Source organism: Psychrobacillus sp. FSL W7-1493 (assembly GCF_038004905.1).
In the GTDB taxonomy this organism is placed as follows: domain Bacteria; phylum Bacillota; class Bacilli; order Bacillales_A; family Planococcaceae; genus Psychrobacillus.
The window spans coordinates 20,083-36,164 of the sequence record NZ_JBBOSB010000001.1 but is presented as its reverse complement, the minus strand read 5'-3'; the positions used below and the strand labels follow the sequence as shown (position 1 = coordinate 36,164).

Here is a 16,082-nt window from a genome sequence, read left to right as displayed (position 1 = left end):
AATGCGTTTAACTGGAGGTCTTTAGGATGTCAGAAATACCGAATAAAGGTGTCAGAGGGATCAATATTAGTACAGAAATGAAAACATCTTTTCTTGACTATGCGATGAGTGTTATTGTATCCCGTGCATTACCTGACGTACGAGACGGGTTAAAGCCTGTACATCGTCGAATTTTATATGGGATGCAAGAACTAGGAAATACACCAGATAAGCCTCATAAAAAATCTGCTCGTATCGTAGGAGACGTAATGGGGAAATACCATCCCCATGGTGACTCCTCCATTTATGATGCAATGGTTCGTATGGCGCAGGATTTTAGCTATCGTTACATGCTGGTAGACGGTCATGGTAACTTTGGATCTGTCGATGGAGACGGAGCAGCAGCTATGCGATATACAGAATCACGTATGTCCAAAATTGCTTTAGAATTATTACGCGATATAAATAAAAATACGATAGATTATAAAGATAACTATGATGGTCAAGAAAAAGAGCCAGTTGTGTTACCAAGTAGATATCCGAATTTACTTGTAAATGGAGCTTCAGGAATTGCCGTAGGTATGGCAACTAACATCCCTTCCCACCACCTTGGGGAGGTAATAGACGGGGTTTTGGCTTTAACGGAAAACCCAGCCATCACTATTGAGGAATTAATGAATATTATTCCTGGTCCTGATTTCCCAACAGGCGGTATCATATTGGGCCGTAGCGGGATCCGTCGTGCTTATGAGACTGGGAAAGGCTCTATCCTAATCCGTGCGAAGGTCGAGATTGAACAAAAGCCTAGCGGTAAAGAAGTAATTATCGTTAAAGAAATTCCATATCAAGTAAATAAAGCTCGTCTAATTGAAAAAATAGCAGAGCTTGTACGTGATAAGAAAATTGATGGAATTACTCATTTGGCTGATGAATCAGATCGAAACGGAATGCGTATTGTTATTGAAGTTCGTAAGGATGCAAATTCTCACGTGCTCCTCAATAACTTATACAAACAAACTGCACTTCAATCGAGCTTTGGTATTAATATGTTAGCGTTGGTGGACAACCAGCCTAAAGTGTTGAACCTAAAAGAAATGCTTTACTATTATCTAGAACATCAAAAAGTAGTAATTCGTCGCCGTACGCAGTTTGAATTGAACAAGGCTGAAGACCGCGCGCATATTCTAGAAGGTTTACGAATTGCATTAGATCATATTGATGAAATTATTAAGCTAATTCGTTCTTCTCAAACAGGAGAAATAGCAAAAAACGGCTTAATGGAGCAGTTCGATTTATCAGAACGACAAGCACAAGCGATTCTGGATATGCGTTTACAACGTTTAACTGGATTAGAGCGCGATAAAATTGAAGAAGAATATAAGGCATTAGTTCAATTAATAGAGGAACTAAAATTCATCTTAGCTAATGAATATCGAGTAATTGAAATTATCCGTGAAGAAATTACAGAGATTAAAGATCGCTATGCAGATAAACGCCGTACGGAGATTGTTGCAGGAGGAGCAGAGGTCTTTGAAGATGAAGACCTAATACCTGTAGAAAATTCTGTACTTACTTTAACAAATAAAGGGTATATTAAACGTTTACCTGCAAATACGTATAAGAGTCAAAAACGTGGTGGTCGTGGGGTACAAGGAATGGGAACTAATGAAGATGATTTCGTTGAGCATTTATTGTACACATCCACCCATGATACGATTCTATTCTTTACGAATAATGGTAAGGTATACCGTGCAAGAGGATTTGAAATTCCAGAGTATGGCCGCACAGCAAAAGGCTTGCCACTGGTTAATCTTCTAGGCATTGAGAAAAACGAGCATGTAACTGCGATGATCCCAATGGCTTCATTCGAAGAAGATAATTACTTAATCTTTACGACCAAGCATGGTGTAACAAAAAGAACACCAGTATCAGGTTTTGCACATATCCGTGCTAATGGTTTAATAGCTATCTCTTTACGAGAAGAGGATGAACTGATAGGAGTTCGTTTAACCAACGGTAAAAAAGAGATTATCATAGGTACACGCCAAGGTAAGCTAGTAAGATTCGAAGAGACAGATATACGTTCTATGGGCCGGACTGCTGGAGGAGTAAGAGGAATCCGTTTGAAGGATGACGATTATGTAGTAGGAATGGAAATTATAGAACCTGGACAAGAGATACTAGTGGTTACAGAGAATGGCTATGGTAAACGTACACCAGAATCTGAGTATAGATTGCAAACTAGAGGTGGTATGGGTGTGAAAACATGCCAAATCACTGATAAGAATGGACCTTTATGTGCCGTGAAGGCAGTAGATGGCTCTGAAGACTTGATGCTAATCACAATTAATGGCATGTTGATCCGTATGGATGTAAACGACATTTCTATGACAGGACGAAGTACACAAGGTGTTCGTCTAATGAGATTATCTGGCAGCGAGTTAATTGCTACCGTAGCAAAAGTAGAAAAAGAAGAGGAAGAAGAAGTAATAGATGCTGATATTGAAGAAGCAGCTGTTACTCCTGATGAAGATTCATCCTCAACAGAAGAAATAGAAGAATAAGTAAAAACTACCCTTAGACATTGTTTAAGGGTAGTTTTTTTAGTTAGATAACTGCAGCTAAGTGTAAATACGATTTATATTAATTATAGAAACATAGAATTCCCATATACAAGAATCAATAGAATTTAGTATAATTAAGGAAAATAAAAGAAAAAGCAGGGTAACAAATGGAATATATCTTACAAAATCTAGAAGAGGTTAGAATTGGTAGTATAATAGCCGAAGATCTGTTTGTGAATACAAAGTCCCCAGTTGTGCGTAAAGATACAAAAGTTTCTAGGGAGCATATTGAGGTACTAAGAGCATTTAATATTATTAAAGTACCTATCTCTGTTGAAAATATCTTTAATAGGTCAGAAGAAGAAATTCTCGAGTTAAACAATAAAAAACAAGTAGATGAGCAGAAAAATAGTAACTCCTTATCGAATAAAACAAACTTTAATACCTTATATAACCAAGCAGTAAATAACTTCTTTAAAGAGTTTACTGCATGGGAAACAGGAATTAAGGTTGATGTAGCAAAACTAAGAAATATTGTTATGCCTTTAGTAGATCGTGCGATGCAGGAGAAGCATATATTTTCTCTTTTAAATAGTTTTTCTTCTATGGATAAATATGTAGCTCACCATTCTATAGCTGTAGGCATATTATCGGGAGCTATTGCTAAAAAGCTTCGTTACGAGCCGGGTCTTATCAACCAAATAGCGACTGCTGGCTTATTAGCTGACGCTGGAATGGCCAAGGTAAACTATAAGATTCGAGACAAAAAGACGCCACTTACGGAAAATGAGTTTTCCGAAATCAAAAAACATACTATTTTTAGCTTCCAAGCTATTAAAGATAGTCCTTTACTGAAGCCAGAGATGAAACTAGCAATCTTTCAGCACCATGAAAGATTAGATGGAAGTGGTTATCCAAAAGGAGAAAGAATGAACAATATATCTCTATTCTCTCAGATTATAGCTGTGGCTGATGTTTATCATGCAATGACATCAGAACGAATATATCGGGCTAAAGCTTCCTCTTTTAAAGTGTTAGAGATGATTAAAGAAGAAGAGTTTGGTAAGTATAATATAGAAGTAGTCAATGCTCTCATCTCGCTTGTCTGTGACTTACCTATTTCCACAAAGGTGAGATTGTCAGATGGAGAACTGGGAGAGATTATCTTTATTCATAGAGATTCTCCAATGAGACCTATGATCCGTCTCTTGGAAACTGGCCATATAATTGATTTGGCAGGAAAGAGATCCTTGCATATTGAAAGTGTAATCAATTGATAAGATAATGAAGTACCCTTCTAAATTAAAGAAGGTAACTCAAGCACTAGAACCTTTTTAAAACGGCTGTTATATAGAAGAATCACTTAGAACTTATATAAGTGATTCTCATACTTTAAATAGTTCTAAAGTTTATTCTTAAAAAGTATTGACGAATAGGTTCAAAGGATGGTATAGTAATCAAGTTCTCATTTTTAATTCTTATTTGCAAAAAAACAATTTGAATAAAGTTGTTGACAACAAGATAAGAATTTGATATGATAATAAAGCTGTCGGAACAAACGACACAATGAACATTGAAAACTGAACATGCAAAACGTTAAGACATACAGCATCAACAAGCTTCGGCTTGATTGACGCAAAACAATTTTGACATCATTTAATGATGATGCCAGCAAAACAAAATGAGCTTTTTAAGTTCTCTATTATGGAGAGTTTGATCCTGGCTCAGGACGAACGCTGGCGGCGTGCCTAATACATGCAAGTCGAGCGGATGATGAAGAAGCTTGCTTCTTCTGATTTAGCGGCGGACGGGTGAGTAACACGTGGGCAACCTGCCCTGTAGATTGGGATAACTCCGGGAAACCGGGGCTAATACCGAATAATCCATTCCCTCACATGAGGAAATGTTAAAAGACGGTTTCGGCTGTCACTACAGGATGGGCCCGCGGCGCATTAGCTAGTTGGTGAGGTAACGGCTCACCAAGGCGACGATGCGTAGCCGACCTGAGAGGGTGATCGGCCACACTGGGACTGAGACACGGCCCAGACTCCTACGGGAGGCAGCAGTAGGGAATCTTCCACAATGGACGAAAGTCTGATGGAGCAACGCCGCGTGAGTGAAGAAGGTTTTCGGATCGTAAAACTCTGTTGTGAGGGAAGAACAAGTACGAGAGTAACTGCTCGTACCTTGACGGTACCTCATTAGAAAGCCACGGCTAACTACGTGCCAGCAGCCGCGGTAATACGTAGGTGGCAAGCGTTGTCCGGAATTATTGGGCGTAAAGCGCGCGCAGGCGGTCCTTTAAGTCTGATGTGAAAGCCCACGGCTCAACCGTGGAGGGTCATTGGAAACTGGGGGACTTGAGTACAGAAGAGGAAAGCGGAATTCCAAGTGTAGCGGTGAAATGCGTAGAGATTTGGAGGAACACCAGTGGCGAAGGCGGCTTTCTGGTCTGTAACTGACGCTGAGGCGCGAAAGCGTGGGGAGCAAACAGGATTAGATACCCTGGTAGTCCACGCCGTAAACGATGAGTGCTAAGTGTTAGGGGGTTTCCGCCCCTTAGTGCTGCAGCTAACGCATTAAGCACTCCGCCTGGGGAGTACGGTCGCAAGACTGAAACTCAAAGGAATTGACGGGGGCCCGCACAAGCGGTGGAGCATGTGGTTTAATTCGAAGCAACGCGAAGAACCTTACCAGGTCTTGACATCCCGCTGACCGGCCTAGAGATAGGCTTTTCCCTTCGGGGACAGCGGTGACAGGTGGTGCATGGTTGTCGTCAGCTCGTGTCGTGAGATGTTGGGTTAAGTCCCGCAACGAGCGCAACCCTTGATCTTAGTTGCCAGCATTCAGTTGGGCACTCTAAGGTGACTGCCGGTGATAAACCGGAGGAAGGTGGGGATGACGTCAAATCATCATGCCCCTTATGACCTGGGCTACACACGTGCTACAATGGACGGTACAGAGGGTCGCAACCCCGCGAGGGTGAGCAAATCCCATAAAACCGTTCTCAGTTCGGATTGTAGGCTGCAACTCGCCTACATGAAGCCGGAATCGCTAGTAATCGTGGATCAGCATGCCACGGTGAATACGTTCCCGGGCCTTGTACACACCGCCCGTCACACCACGAGAGTTTGTAACACCCGAAGTCGGTGGGGTAACCCTTTTGGGAGCCAGCCGCCGAAGGTGGGACAGATGATTGGGGTGAAGTCGTAACAAGGTAGCCGTATCGGAAGGTGCGGCTGGATCACCTCCTTTCTAAGGATATATTCGGAATACAGATCTTTATCTGTATCTTAACGTTTTGCAGTTCAGTTTTGAATGTTCATTCTATATGAGCATTTAAAGCTTTTTAACTTGTTCTTTGAAAACTGGATAAAACGACATCAAAAAAAGAAACAAACGCAAGATATTCAAATTGTGATCACTTACGTGATTGCAAGTGTAGTACTTTTAACTTTTAGGTTAAGTTAATAAGGGCGCACGGTGGATGCCTTGGCACTAGGAGTCGATGAAGGACGGCACTAACACCGATATGCTTCGGGGAGCTGTAAGTGAGCTTCGATCCGAAGATTTCCGAATGGGGAAACCCACTGTCCGTAATGGGGCAGTACATTTGCGTGAATACATAGCGCATCTGAGACACACCCAGGGAACTGAAACATCTAAGTACCTGGAGGAAGAGAAAGAAAATTCGATTCCCTGAGTAGCGGCGAGCGAAACGGGAAGAGCCCAAACCAAGAGGCTTGCCTCTTGGGGTTGTAGGACACTCTATACGGAGTTACAAAAGAATGAGCTAGACGAAGCGACCTGGAAAGGTCCGCAGGATAGGGTAAAAGCCCCGTAGTCAAAAGTTCATTCCCTCCAGAGTGTATCCTGAGTACGGCGGAACACGTGAAATTCCGTCGGAATCCGGGAGGACCATCTCCCAAGGCTAAATACTACCTAGTGACCGATAGTGAACCAGTACCGTGAGGGAAAGGTGAAAAGCACCCCGGAAGGGGAGTGAAATAGACCCTGAAACCGTGTGCCTACAAATAGTCAAAGCCCGTTAACGGGTGATGGCGTGCCTTTTGTAGAATGAACCGGCGAGTTACGATTACATGCGAGGTTAAGTTGAGAAGACGGAGCCGCAGCGAAAGCGAGTCTGAATAGGGCGAATGAGTATGTGGTCGTAGACCCGAAACCAGGTGATCTACCCATGTCCAGGATGAAGGTGAGGTAACACTTACTGGAGGTCCGAACCCACGCACGTTGAAAAGTGCGGGGATGAGGTGTGGGTAGCGGAGAAATTCCAATCGAACCTGGAGATAGCTGGTTCTCTCCGAAATAGCTTTAGGGCTAGCCTCAAACGTTAGAATCTTGGAGGTAGAGCACTGTTTGGACTAGGGGCCCATCCCGGGTTACCGAATTCAGACAAACTCCGAATGCCAATGATTTATGTTTGGGAGTCAGACTGCGAGTGATAAGATCCGTAGTCAAGAGGGAAACAGCCCAGACCACCAGCTAAGGTCCCAAAGTATTTGTTAAGTGGAAAAGGATGTGGCGTTGCTTAGACAACCAGGATGTTGGCTTAGAAGCAGCCATCATTTAAAGAGTGCGTAATAGCTCACTGGTCGAGTGACGCTGCGCCGAAAATGTATCGGGGCTAAACAAATCACCGAAGCTGTGGATTGATACCTTTGGTATCAGTGGTAGGAGAGCGTTCTAAGGGCGTTGAAGTCAGACCGGAAGGACTGGTGGAGCGCTTAGAAGTGAGAATGCCGGTATGAGTAGCGAAAGATGGGTGAGAATCCCATCCACCGTATGACTAAGGTTTCCTGAGGAAGGCTCGTCCGCTCAGGGTTAGTCGGGACCTAAGTCGAGGCCGATAGGCGTAGACGATGGACAACAGGTTGATATTCCTGTACCACCACCCCACCGTTTGAGTGATGGGGGGACGCAGTAGGATAGGGTAAGCGTGCTGTTGGTTATGCACGTCCAAGCAGTGAGGTGTGAGTGTAGGCAAATCCGCACTCTGTAACATTGAGCTGTGATGGCAAGGACGTATGTCCGGAGTTCCTGATTTCACACTGCCAAGAAAAGCCTCTAACGAGGTGGGAGGTGCCCGTACCGCAAACCGACACAGGTAGTCGAGGAGAGAATCCTAAGGTGAGCGAGAGAACTCTCGTTAAGGAACTCGGCAAAATGACCCCGTAACTTCGGGAGAAGGGGTGCTCTTTTGGGTGAATAGCCTAGAAGAGCCGCAGTGAATAGGCCCAGGCGACTGTTTAGCAAAAACACAGGTCTCTGCAAAACCGTAAGGTGAAGTATAGGGGCTGACGCCTGCCCGGTGCTGGAAGGTTAAGAGGAGTGCTTAGCGCAAGCGAAGGTGCGAATTGAAGCCCCAGTAAACGGCGGCCGTAACTATAACGGTCCTAAGGTAGCGAAATTCCTTGTCGGGTAAGTTCCGACCCGCACGAAAGGCGTAACGATCTGGGCACTGTCTCAACGAGAGACTCGGTGAAATTATAGTACCTGTGAAGATGCAGGTTACCCGCGACAGGACGGAAAGACCCCGTGGAGCTTTACTGTAGCTTGATATTGAATTTTGGTGCAACTTGTACAGGATAGGTAGGAGCCTTAGAGCCCGGAGCGCCAGCTTCGGAGGAGGCGTCGGTGGGATACTACCCTGGTTGTATTGAAATTCTAACCCATACCCGTAACCCGGGTAGGAGACAGTGTCAGGCGGGCAGTTTGACTGGGGCGGTCGCCTCCTAAAGTGTAACGGAGGCGCCCAAAGGTTCCCTCAGAATGGTTGGAAATCATTCGAAGAGTGTAAAGGCAGAAGGGAGCTTGACTGCGAGACCTACAAGTCGAGCAGGGTCGAAAGACGGGCTTAGTGATCCGGTGGTTCCGCATGGAAGGGCCATCGCTCAACGGATAAAAGCTACCCCGGGGATAACAGGCTTATCTCCCCCAAGAGTCCACATCGACGGGGAGGTTTGGCACCTCGATGTCGGCTCATCGCATCCTGGGGCTGTAGTCGGTCCCAAGGGTTGGGCTGTTCGCCCATTAAAGCGGTACGCGAGCTGGGTTCAGAACGTCGTGAGACAGTTCGGTCCCTATCCGTCGTGGGCGTAGGAAATTTGAGAGGAGCTGTCCTTAGTACGAGAGGACCGGGATGGACACACCGCTGGTGTACCAGTTGTTCTGCCAAGGGCATCGCTGGGTAGCTATGTGTGGACGGGATAAGTGCTGAAAGCATCTAAGCACGAAGCCCCCCTCAAGATGAGATTTCCCATTACGCAAGTAAGTAAGATCCCTCAAAGACGATGAGGTAGATAGGTTCGGGGTGGAAGCGTGGCGACACGTGCAGCTGACGAATACTAATCGATCGAGGACTTAACCAAATGGTTTGTTTCTAATATGATGTCTTTTATCCAGTTTTGAGTGAACAACTCAAAAGTCTAGTGATGATGGCGAAGAGGTCACACCCGTTCCCATACCGAACACGGAAGTTAAGCTCTTCAGCGCCGATGGTAGTTGGGGGTCTCCCCCTGCAAGAGTAGGACGTCGCTGGGCAACTAAAGGAAGTCGTCACCGAGTAATCGGTGGCGGCTTTTTTGTTTTGTTTAAAATGAAAAAAAAAGCCGAAGGCACTCTCTCCCTAAGCAAGTAGGCGAGAAGCCGGAGGGGCAAAGAGTTCGAGGAAGCAAGGAAGAGAGGCTCGGAGCGTATGGCATACGCGAGAACCGAACGACTGCGGCTGACGAAGAAATCTGCCGCCCATCTGGTTTCGCAGCCGCCGATGGTAGTTGGAGGGTCGCCCCTGCAAGAGTAGGACGTCGCTGGGCACCAAAGAAAGTCGTTACCGAGTAATCGGTGGCGGCTTTTTTGTTTGGTCTTTTTATTTTTAAAGGAACAAGCCGAAGGCTATCACTCTCCCTAACCACAGATGTGAGAATAGCTTAGAAGCTCTTTGCGATTTTCTAGTTTCAAATAAACTTTCATAAGAATATTACATAGGTAAAAATTAATGATATATATAGCAATCTACCAGTAAAATACTTACCAATAGGCAGTGACACAAGCAGGTATAGTGAGGCAGATAATACATCACACCTGTGCGGTCTAATGCTCACGCCACAGGAAGCGTCTGTCAGAGCAGACATCAATTAAAAGCATATAAATATCGATATTACTCTTAGAGAAAGTTCAGTTTATATATTTATCTATTAAAATAGGTGTTATGGACTCAAACCTAGTTTCAACTTAATAGTTTTTAATCTTTTAATAGACAAAGTAATAAAATAATTGCAAGAAAAGTCGGAATATATATATTATTTATCGATTCTTGACAGTCTATGTGCCCGCTGATAACCTTGTAATAATATTTAATTATAGAGGAGGAAGTCAGCGTAATGTGGGAATCGAAATTTCAAAAAGAAGGTTTAACATTCGACGATGTTTTATTAGTTCCAGCTCAATCAGAGGTTTTACCAAAGGATATTAATTTATCAGTACACTTAACATCAAAAATCAAATTAAATATTCCGGTGATCAGTGCTGGTATGGATACTGTTACAGAGGCGAAAATGGCTATTGCTATGGCACGCCAAGGTGGACTAGGAATTATTCATAAAAACATGAGCATTGAGGAACAAGCAGAACAAGTGGAAACAGTTAAACGTTCAGAGAATGGCGTTATCACGGATCCTTTTTATCTAACACCGACTCATCAAGTTTATGATGCAGAGCATTTAATGGGGAAATACCGCATCTCTGGGGTTCCTATAGTAAATAATGAAGAAGAACTAAAACTAGTTGGAATAATTACGAATCGTGACCTACGTTTCATTCAAGATTATTCTTTACCAATTAATGAAGTAATGACTAAAGAACAGTTAGTGACTGCTGCAGTTGGTACTACATTAGAACAAGCTGAAAAAATCCTTCAACAATACAAAATAGAAAAATTACCAATCGTTGATGATAACGGAATCCTTAAAGGCTTAATAACTATTAAAGACATTGAAAAAGTAATTGAGTTTCCTAACGCTGCTAAGGATCAACACGGTCGATTGTTAGTAGGAGCTGCAGTTGGAGTAACAAGTGATACAATGATTCGTGTACAAAAGTTAGTGGCTGCACAGGTAGATGTAATTGTTATTGATACAGCTCACGGACATTCTAAGGGCGTAATAGATGTAGTGAAGGAAATAAGAGCAACCTATCCAGATTTAGATATTATTGCTGGAAATGTCGCAACTGGTGCTGCTACAAAGGCTTTATACGAAGCTGGTGCAGATGTGGTGAAAGTCGGGATTGGTCCAGGTTCAATTTGTACTACTCGTGTAGTAGCAGGAGTTGGTGTGCCACAAATTACAGCTATCTATGATTGTGCTACTGAAGCTCGCAAGGCTGGAAAAACGATTATTGCCGATGGCGGTATTAAATTCTCTGGTGATATTGTAAAAGCTTTAGCTGCTGGAGGACATGTAGTTATGCTAGGTAGTCTACTTGCTGGAACTACGGAAAGCCCAGGGGAAACAGAGATTTTCCAAGGGAGACGTTTTAAAGTTTACCGAGGAATGGGTTCTATTGCTGCAATGGAAAAAGGTTCTAAGGATCGCTATTTCCAAGAGGATGCAAAGAAATTAGTTCCAGAAGGTATTGAAGGTCGTCTTCCATACAAAGGTCCACTTTCTGATACAATTCATCAGCTTCTTGGTGGAGTTCGAGCAGGTATGGGGTATTGTGGTACAGGTACTTTAGAAGACCTACGAGAAAATGCACAATTTATTCGCATGACTGGTGCTGGCCTACGAGAAAGTCACCCACACGATGTACAAATAACAAAAGAAGCACCAAACTACTCTATCTCTTAAAATAAGTAGAAACTTTCGCACCCATTTCACGTCTATATATAGGCCGAATGGGTGCTTTTTTAAAGTGTTATGCACCTAGTTCAAAAAGTATGATAAAATGAGCATTGATAATAGAAAAAGTGGAGGTACAGTAGTGAAGAAATATTGGAAAACAACAATGGTAAAGTGGCTAGTACTTCCGATGTTGCTTGTGTCTTTAGTAGGTGGAATGCCAACTAACACAAAAGCAGAGGAAAGTTTAAATTTAAATGTTGATGCAGCAATCTTAGTAGATGCTGATTCTGGAAAAATTCTTTTTGAGCAAAATGCAGATGCAGCTTTAGGAATTGCAAGTATGACAAAAATGATGACCGAATATCTTCTTTTTGAAGCAATAGAAGAAGGTAAAATTTCATGGGAACAACAATATTCAGTAAATGAATATACATATAAAATTTCTCAAGATCGTCGTCTAAGTAACGTGCCTCTACGCGAGGATGGTACTTATTCAATTCGTGAATTATATGAAGCAATGGCAATCTATTCAGCCAATGCAGCAACTATTGCAATAGCAGAAACAATTGCTGGAACTGAAGAAAACTTTGTGAAGTTAATGAATGAAAAAGCTTCAGAAATGGGCTTAGAAAACTATAAATTTGTAAATTCAACAGGCTTAAACAACGCAGATTTACAAGGCATGCATCCGGCAAGCACAGGAGCAACAGATGAAAATGTCATGCCTGCTAGCTCGGTGGCAAAATTAGCTTATCTTCTGATGAAAGACTATCCAGAAGTGTTAGAGACAACAAAGATTCCTCATAAAATTTTTCGCGAGGGCACATCGGATGCTATCAAAATGAGTAACTGGAACTGGATGCTACCAGGACTAGTTTACGAATATGAAGGCGTAGATGGTTTGAAAACAGGAACAACAGATTTTGCAGGACATTCCTTTACCGGAACTGCTGAAAGAAACGGTATGAGAGTAATCGCTGTAGTCATGAAAGCAGTAGACGCTAACGGAAAAGGAAGTTATGAAGCTAGATTTGACGCAACTAGAGCGTTATTTGATTTTGGTTTTGCCCAATTTACTAAAGTAGAGCTAATACCCGAAGGATATAAAATTCCTGGTCATAAAACTTTGAAAGTAAATAAAGGAAAAGAAGATACGGTTGCAATTGCAGTGAAAGAACCTATCTCTATGCTGATCAAATCCAGTGATAAAGATCTGTACAAGCCTGTTTTCACTCCATTAGAAGACAAGCTAGAAGCAGAAGTCAAGAAGGACACAGTAGTAGGAAAAGTCCATCTTGAAAAATCTGAAGGTACTGATTATGGGTACATTACTGGCGATCAAGGAAGTGTTGATGTAGTAACAACAGAAGCTGTAGAAAAAGCAGGTTGGTTTAGTTTAATGCTACAAGGCATCGGCAAATTCTTTAGCGGATTATGGGATAGTACAACAGATTTTGTTGGTGGTTTATTTTAAATCTCTATAAAAAAGCACTGAAACTCTATATGGGTTTCAGTGCTTTTAGTTTGCAATGGATGTTATGACTTCTCTATTTTGATTGCCCGCATAAGTTCATGTATGGAGGACGAAAGATTTGTAAAATCTAGTCCACCGAAACCTAAAACTAACCTTGGAACAGTTTCGTCAATGGGAGAGGTTATATACTTATGCAAACCATAGATTTGAATGTTAGCTTGTTGGGCAAGAGAAACAAGCTCCTCTTCCTTCCTATCTGTCTGGATGGTTAATAGAAGATGCATTCCTGCCTGTTCCCCTGAAAGTTTAACAATAGGCTCATACTCTGAAAGTGTCTTCGTGACAATTTCCAGCTTTCTTTTATAAATTTTACGCATTTTATTTAAGTGCTTTGCAAAGTGACCGTCCTCCATAAATTTTGCAAGTATATGCTGATCCATGCGTGGTACAGTAGCAGAATAATAATAGTATTTGTCCTTATATTGCTTTATAAGCGTGTTTGGAAGGACAGCGTAGGCAATCCTTAAGGAGGGCATGAGAGACTTCGAAAATGTGCTTAAGTAAATTACACGGTCGTTTTGATCCATACCTTGTAAAGAAGGTATTGGTTTTCCTGTATATCTAAACTCACTGTCATAATCATCTTCAATAATATATCGTTTCTCTTCCTGATAAGCCCATGCTAGCAGTTGACTTCTGCGTGAGGCTGACATAACAGAACCAGTTGGAAATTGATGAGATGGTGTAACATACATAACCGTTGTATTAGTTTTCTCCAGCTCCTCCACCACTAACCCTTCCTCGTCTACTGGAACAGCAACAGACTTTTCCTCATTCTCTAAAAAAAGGTGATGGGATAATGGATACCCAGGATTTTCGTAACCATAAACGGCTTTGTCACCAAGAAGACGAACGAGAAGTGGCATGAGTTGTTCTGTACCTGATCCTAAAATAATTTGCTCTGGTCTGCTTTTTACACCACGGGATTGATAAAGATAGGACGATATTTGTTGTCTTAGTATATAGTCTCCCTGAGGATGTCCTAGCTGCAATAGATCTTTATGGTCTTCATGAGCTAATTCTTTTGCGTATTTTCTCCAAAGAGTAAAAGGAAAAGAATCTTCATCTATCTTTCCCGGTGAGAAGTCTATATGGAAGGAAGTAGCTTTCTCTTCTTTTCCAACAGGAGTATCTTCCTTTTCAATCAGAGCTAGCTCTTCTATGTTTTGGACAAAATACCCTTTTCTTGGCTCCGAATTAATATATCCTTCTGCGACAAGCTGACTATAGGAAAGCTCGATCGTTGTTTGACTTAGATCTAGGTATTCAGCTAGCTTTCTTTTAGATGGAAGCTTTTCTCCTTCCTTAATATGACCTTGCACAATGGCATCTTTTAAAAATTTATATAATTGTTCATATAATGGCAGATTTGTGTTCTTTTCTAAAGGAAGCATGAGAAAATCCATTGTATCATCCAATCTGACCATGTTCATTTTATTGTTTCTGGCACTTTTCATATGGTCAAATACCATTATACTAAATTTTATAACAATTAGGAGGTATATAGGATGAATTTACATATGACAGGAACAGAGCTAGTAAAAAGAGGTATGGCTGAGATGCAAAAGGGTGGAGTTATAATGGATGTTATTAATGCGGAGCAGGCTCGTATTGCAGAGGCAGCAGGAGCCGTGGCAGTTATGGCATTAGAACGTGTGCCATCTGATATTCGTGCTGCGGGCGGAGTGGCTCGTATGGCCGATCCTCGCATAATGGAAGAGGTAATGAGTGCTGTAACGATTCCAGTCATGGCTAAAGCGCGTATTGGACACATCACGGAAGCCAGAATGCTTGAAGCAATGGGTGTGGATTATATTGACGAATCAGAAGTACTGACCCCAGCGGATGAGGAGTATCACCTTCGAAAAAGTGAGTTTACTGTTCCATTTGTTTGTGGGTGTAAGGACCTGGGAGAGGCTGCTCGACGTATAGGAGAAGGTGCATCCATGCTTCGCACAAAAGGGGAGCCTGGGACAGGGAATATTGTAGAAGCAGTTCGTCATTTGCGTAAGGTAAATGCCCAAGTGAGAAAGATTGTGCATATGGATGAGGATGAATTAATGACAGAGGCAAAAATTCTTGGAGCACCATATGAAATTTTATTGCAAATTAAGCACAAAGGAAAATTACCAGTAGTAAATTTCGCAGCAGGAGGAGTTGCAACTCCAGCAGATGCTGCACTAATGATGGAGCTAGGAGCAGATGGAGTGTTTGTCGGTTCAGGTATATTTAAATCCGATAATCCAGAGAAATTTGCTCGCGCTATTGTAGAGGCAACTACTCATTATCAAGATTATAAATTATTAGTGGAGATTTCAAAGGATTTAGGAATCCCTATGAAGGGAATAGAGATTTCTCGTTTATCAACTGCTGAGCGTATGCAAGATCGAGGGTGGTAAGATGGTCACAATAGGAGTGCTTGCTCTTCAAGGAGCTGTTACGGAACATATCCGTTCAGTGGAGGAATGCGGAGCAAAAGCAGTAAAGATTAAAACAAAAGAAGACTTGAAAGGAATAGATGGCTTAATCCTACCTGGTGGAGAAAGTACCGCAATGCGCAAGCTTATAGACCGTTTTGATTTACTAGGTTGTTTAAAGCAGTTTGCAGATTCAGGCAAGCCTATATTTGGTACTTGTGCTGGTCTAATATTATTAGCAAAGCAAATTCAAGGTCAGGATACACATCATATTGGTGTGCTACAAGCAACTGTCGCAAGAAATTCCTTCGGTCGTCAGGTGGATAGCTTTGAAACTAATTTAGATATTCAAGGGATAGCGACTGATTTTCCAGCCATTTTTATAAGGGCTCCACATATTGTCGAAGTAGATAAGAGTGTAGAAATTCTTGCTACCCATGAAGAACGAATCGTAATGGCAAGACAGAATCATATATTGGGATGCTCCTTTCATCCCGAATTAACAAATGATCATCGTATAACTGCCTATTTTATACAAATGGTTCAGGAATCGCTTGCCAAACCGGTCAACCTATAGTAAAGTATGGTTAATTTCATGATTTAAAAAACGATGATAGGAAGTAGTAGCAAGTAAGTTTTTTTTAGAGAGTCAGCGGCTGGTGGGAGCTGATAAAAGCGCTTGTGAATCCGTCCTTTGAGTTGCGCAGCTGAAAAATAGGTAAGCTGT

Annotated in this window: 7 protein-coding genes, 3 rRNA genes and 1 other annotated feature (1 of these 11 running past the window's edge); of the genes, 9 read left to right on the top strand and 1 reads right to left on the bottom strand. The window is 42.3% G+C overall.

Annotated features, from left to right (window positions below; genetic code table 11):
• Positions 1–26 precede the first annotated feature (26 nt).
• The 7 genes from gyrA (at position 27) to MKX96_RS00140 (ending at position 12,878) form a co-directional block, all read left to right on the top strand.
• Complete coding sequence (gene gyrA / locus MKX96_RS00170) at positions 27–2,543, top strand: DNA gyrase subunit A (RefSeq protein WP_340881188.1); 2,517 nt, start codon at positions 27–29, stop codon at positions 2,541–2,543.
• A 167-nt stretch (positions 2,544–2,710) separates the two neighbouring features.
• The gene (locus MKX96_RS00165) at positions 2,711–3,820 is read left to right on the top strand and encodes an HD-GYP domain-containing protein (protein WP_340881186.1); all 1,110 of its coding nucleotides are present in this window, start codon (positions 2,711–2,713) and stop codon (positions 3,818–3,820) included.
• A gap of 424 nt (positions 3,821–4,244) precedes the next feature.
• A 16S ribosomal RNA gene (locus MKX96_RS00160) occupies positions 4,245–5,798 on the top strand.
• A gap of 205 nt (positions 5,799–6,003) precedes the next feature.
• Positions 6,004–8,932 (top strand): 23S ribosomal RNA (locus MKX96_RS00155).
• Positions 8,933–8,988: 56 nt separating this feature from the next.
• Positions 8,989–9,104 (top strand): 5S ribosomal RNA (gene rrf, locus MKX96_RS00150).
• Together the 16S, 23S and 5S rRNA genes form the textbook arrangement of a ribosomal RNA operon.
• Before the next feature lie 839 nt (positions 9,105–9,943).
• Positions 9,944–11,410 carry an IMP dehydrogenase gene (gene guaB, locus MKX96_RS00145; protein ID WP_340881184.1) on the top strand — a complete coding sequence of 489 codons (1,467 nt, stop codon included), beginning with the start codon at positions 9,944–9,946 and terminating at the stop codon, positions 11,408–11,410.
• Positions 11,411–11,567: 157 nt separating this feature from the next.
• Positions 11,568–12,878, top strand: coding sequence for a serine hydrolase (locus MKX96_RS00140; RefSeq protein WP_445678202.1), 1,311 nt, complete (start codon positions 11,568–11,570; stop codon positions 12,876–12,878).
• A gap of 62 nt (positions 12,879–12,940) precedes the next feature.
• On the opposite strand, the gene pdxR is transcribed toward MKX96_RS00140, so the two are convergent.
• Entirely contained in the window at positions 12,941–14,395 is a 1,455-nt protein-coding gene (pdxR, locus tag MKX96_RS00135) for a MocR-like pyridoxine biosynthesis transcription factor PdxR (protein ID WP_340881181.1), read from the bottom strand.
• Between the two features lie 51 nt (positions 14,396–14,446).
• Between pdxR and pdxS the strand changes: the two genes are divergently transcribed.
• Positions 14,447–15,337: a pyridoxal 5'-phosphate synthase lyase subunit PdxS gene (gene pdxS / locus MKX96_RS00130; protein ID WP_169361356.1), complete on the top strand. Its 891-nt coding sequence runs from the start codon at positions 14,447–14,449 to the stop codon at positions 15,335–15,337.
• A gap of 1 nt (position 15,338) precedes the next feature.
• Positions 15,339–15,932: a pyridoxal 5'-phosphate synthase glutaminase subunit PdxT gene (gene pdxT / locus MKX96_RS00125; protein WP_340881178.1), complete on the top strand. Its 594-nt coding sequence runs from the start codon at positions 15,339–15,341 to the stop codon at positions 15,930–15,932.
• A 24-nt stretch (positions 15,933–15,956) separates the two neighbouring features.
• Positions 15,957–16,082 (top strand) — a binding site (T-box leader); it runs 86 nt beyond the window's last position.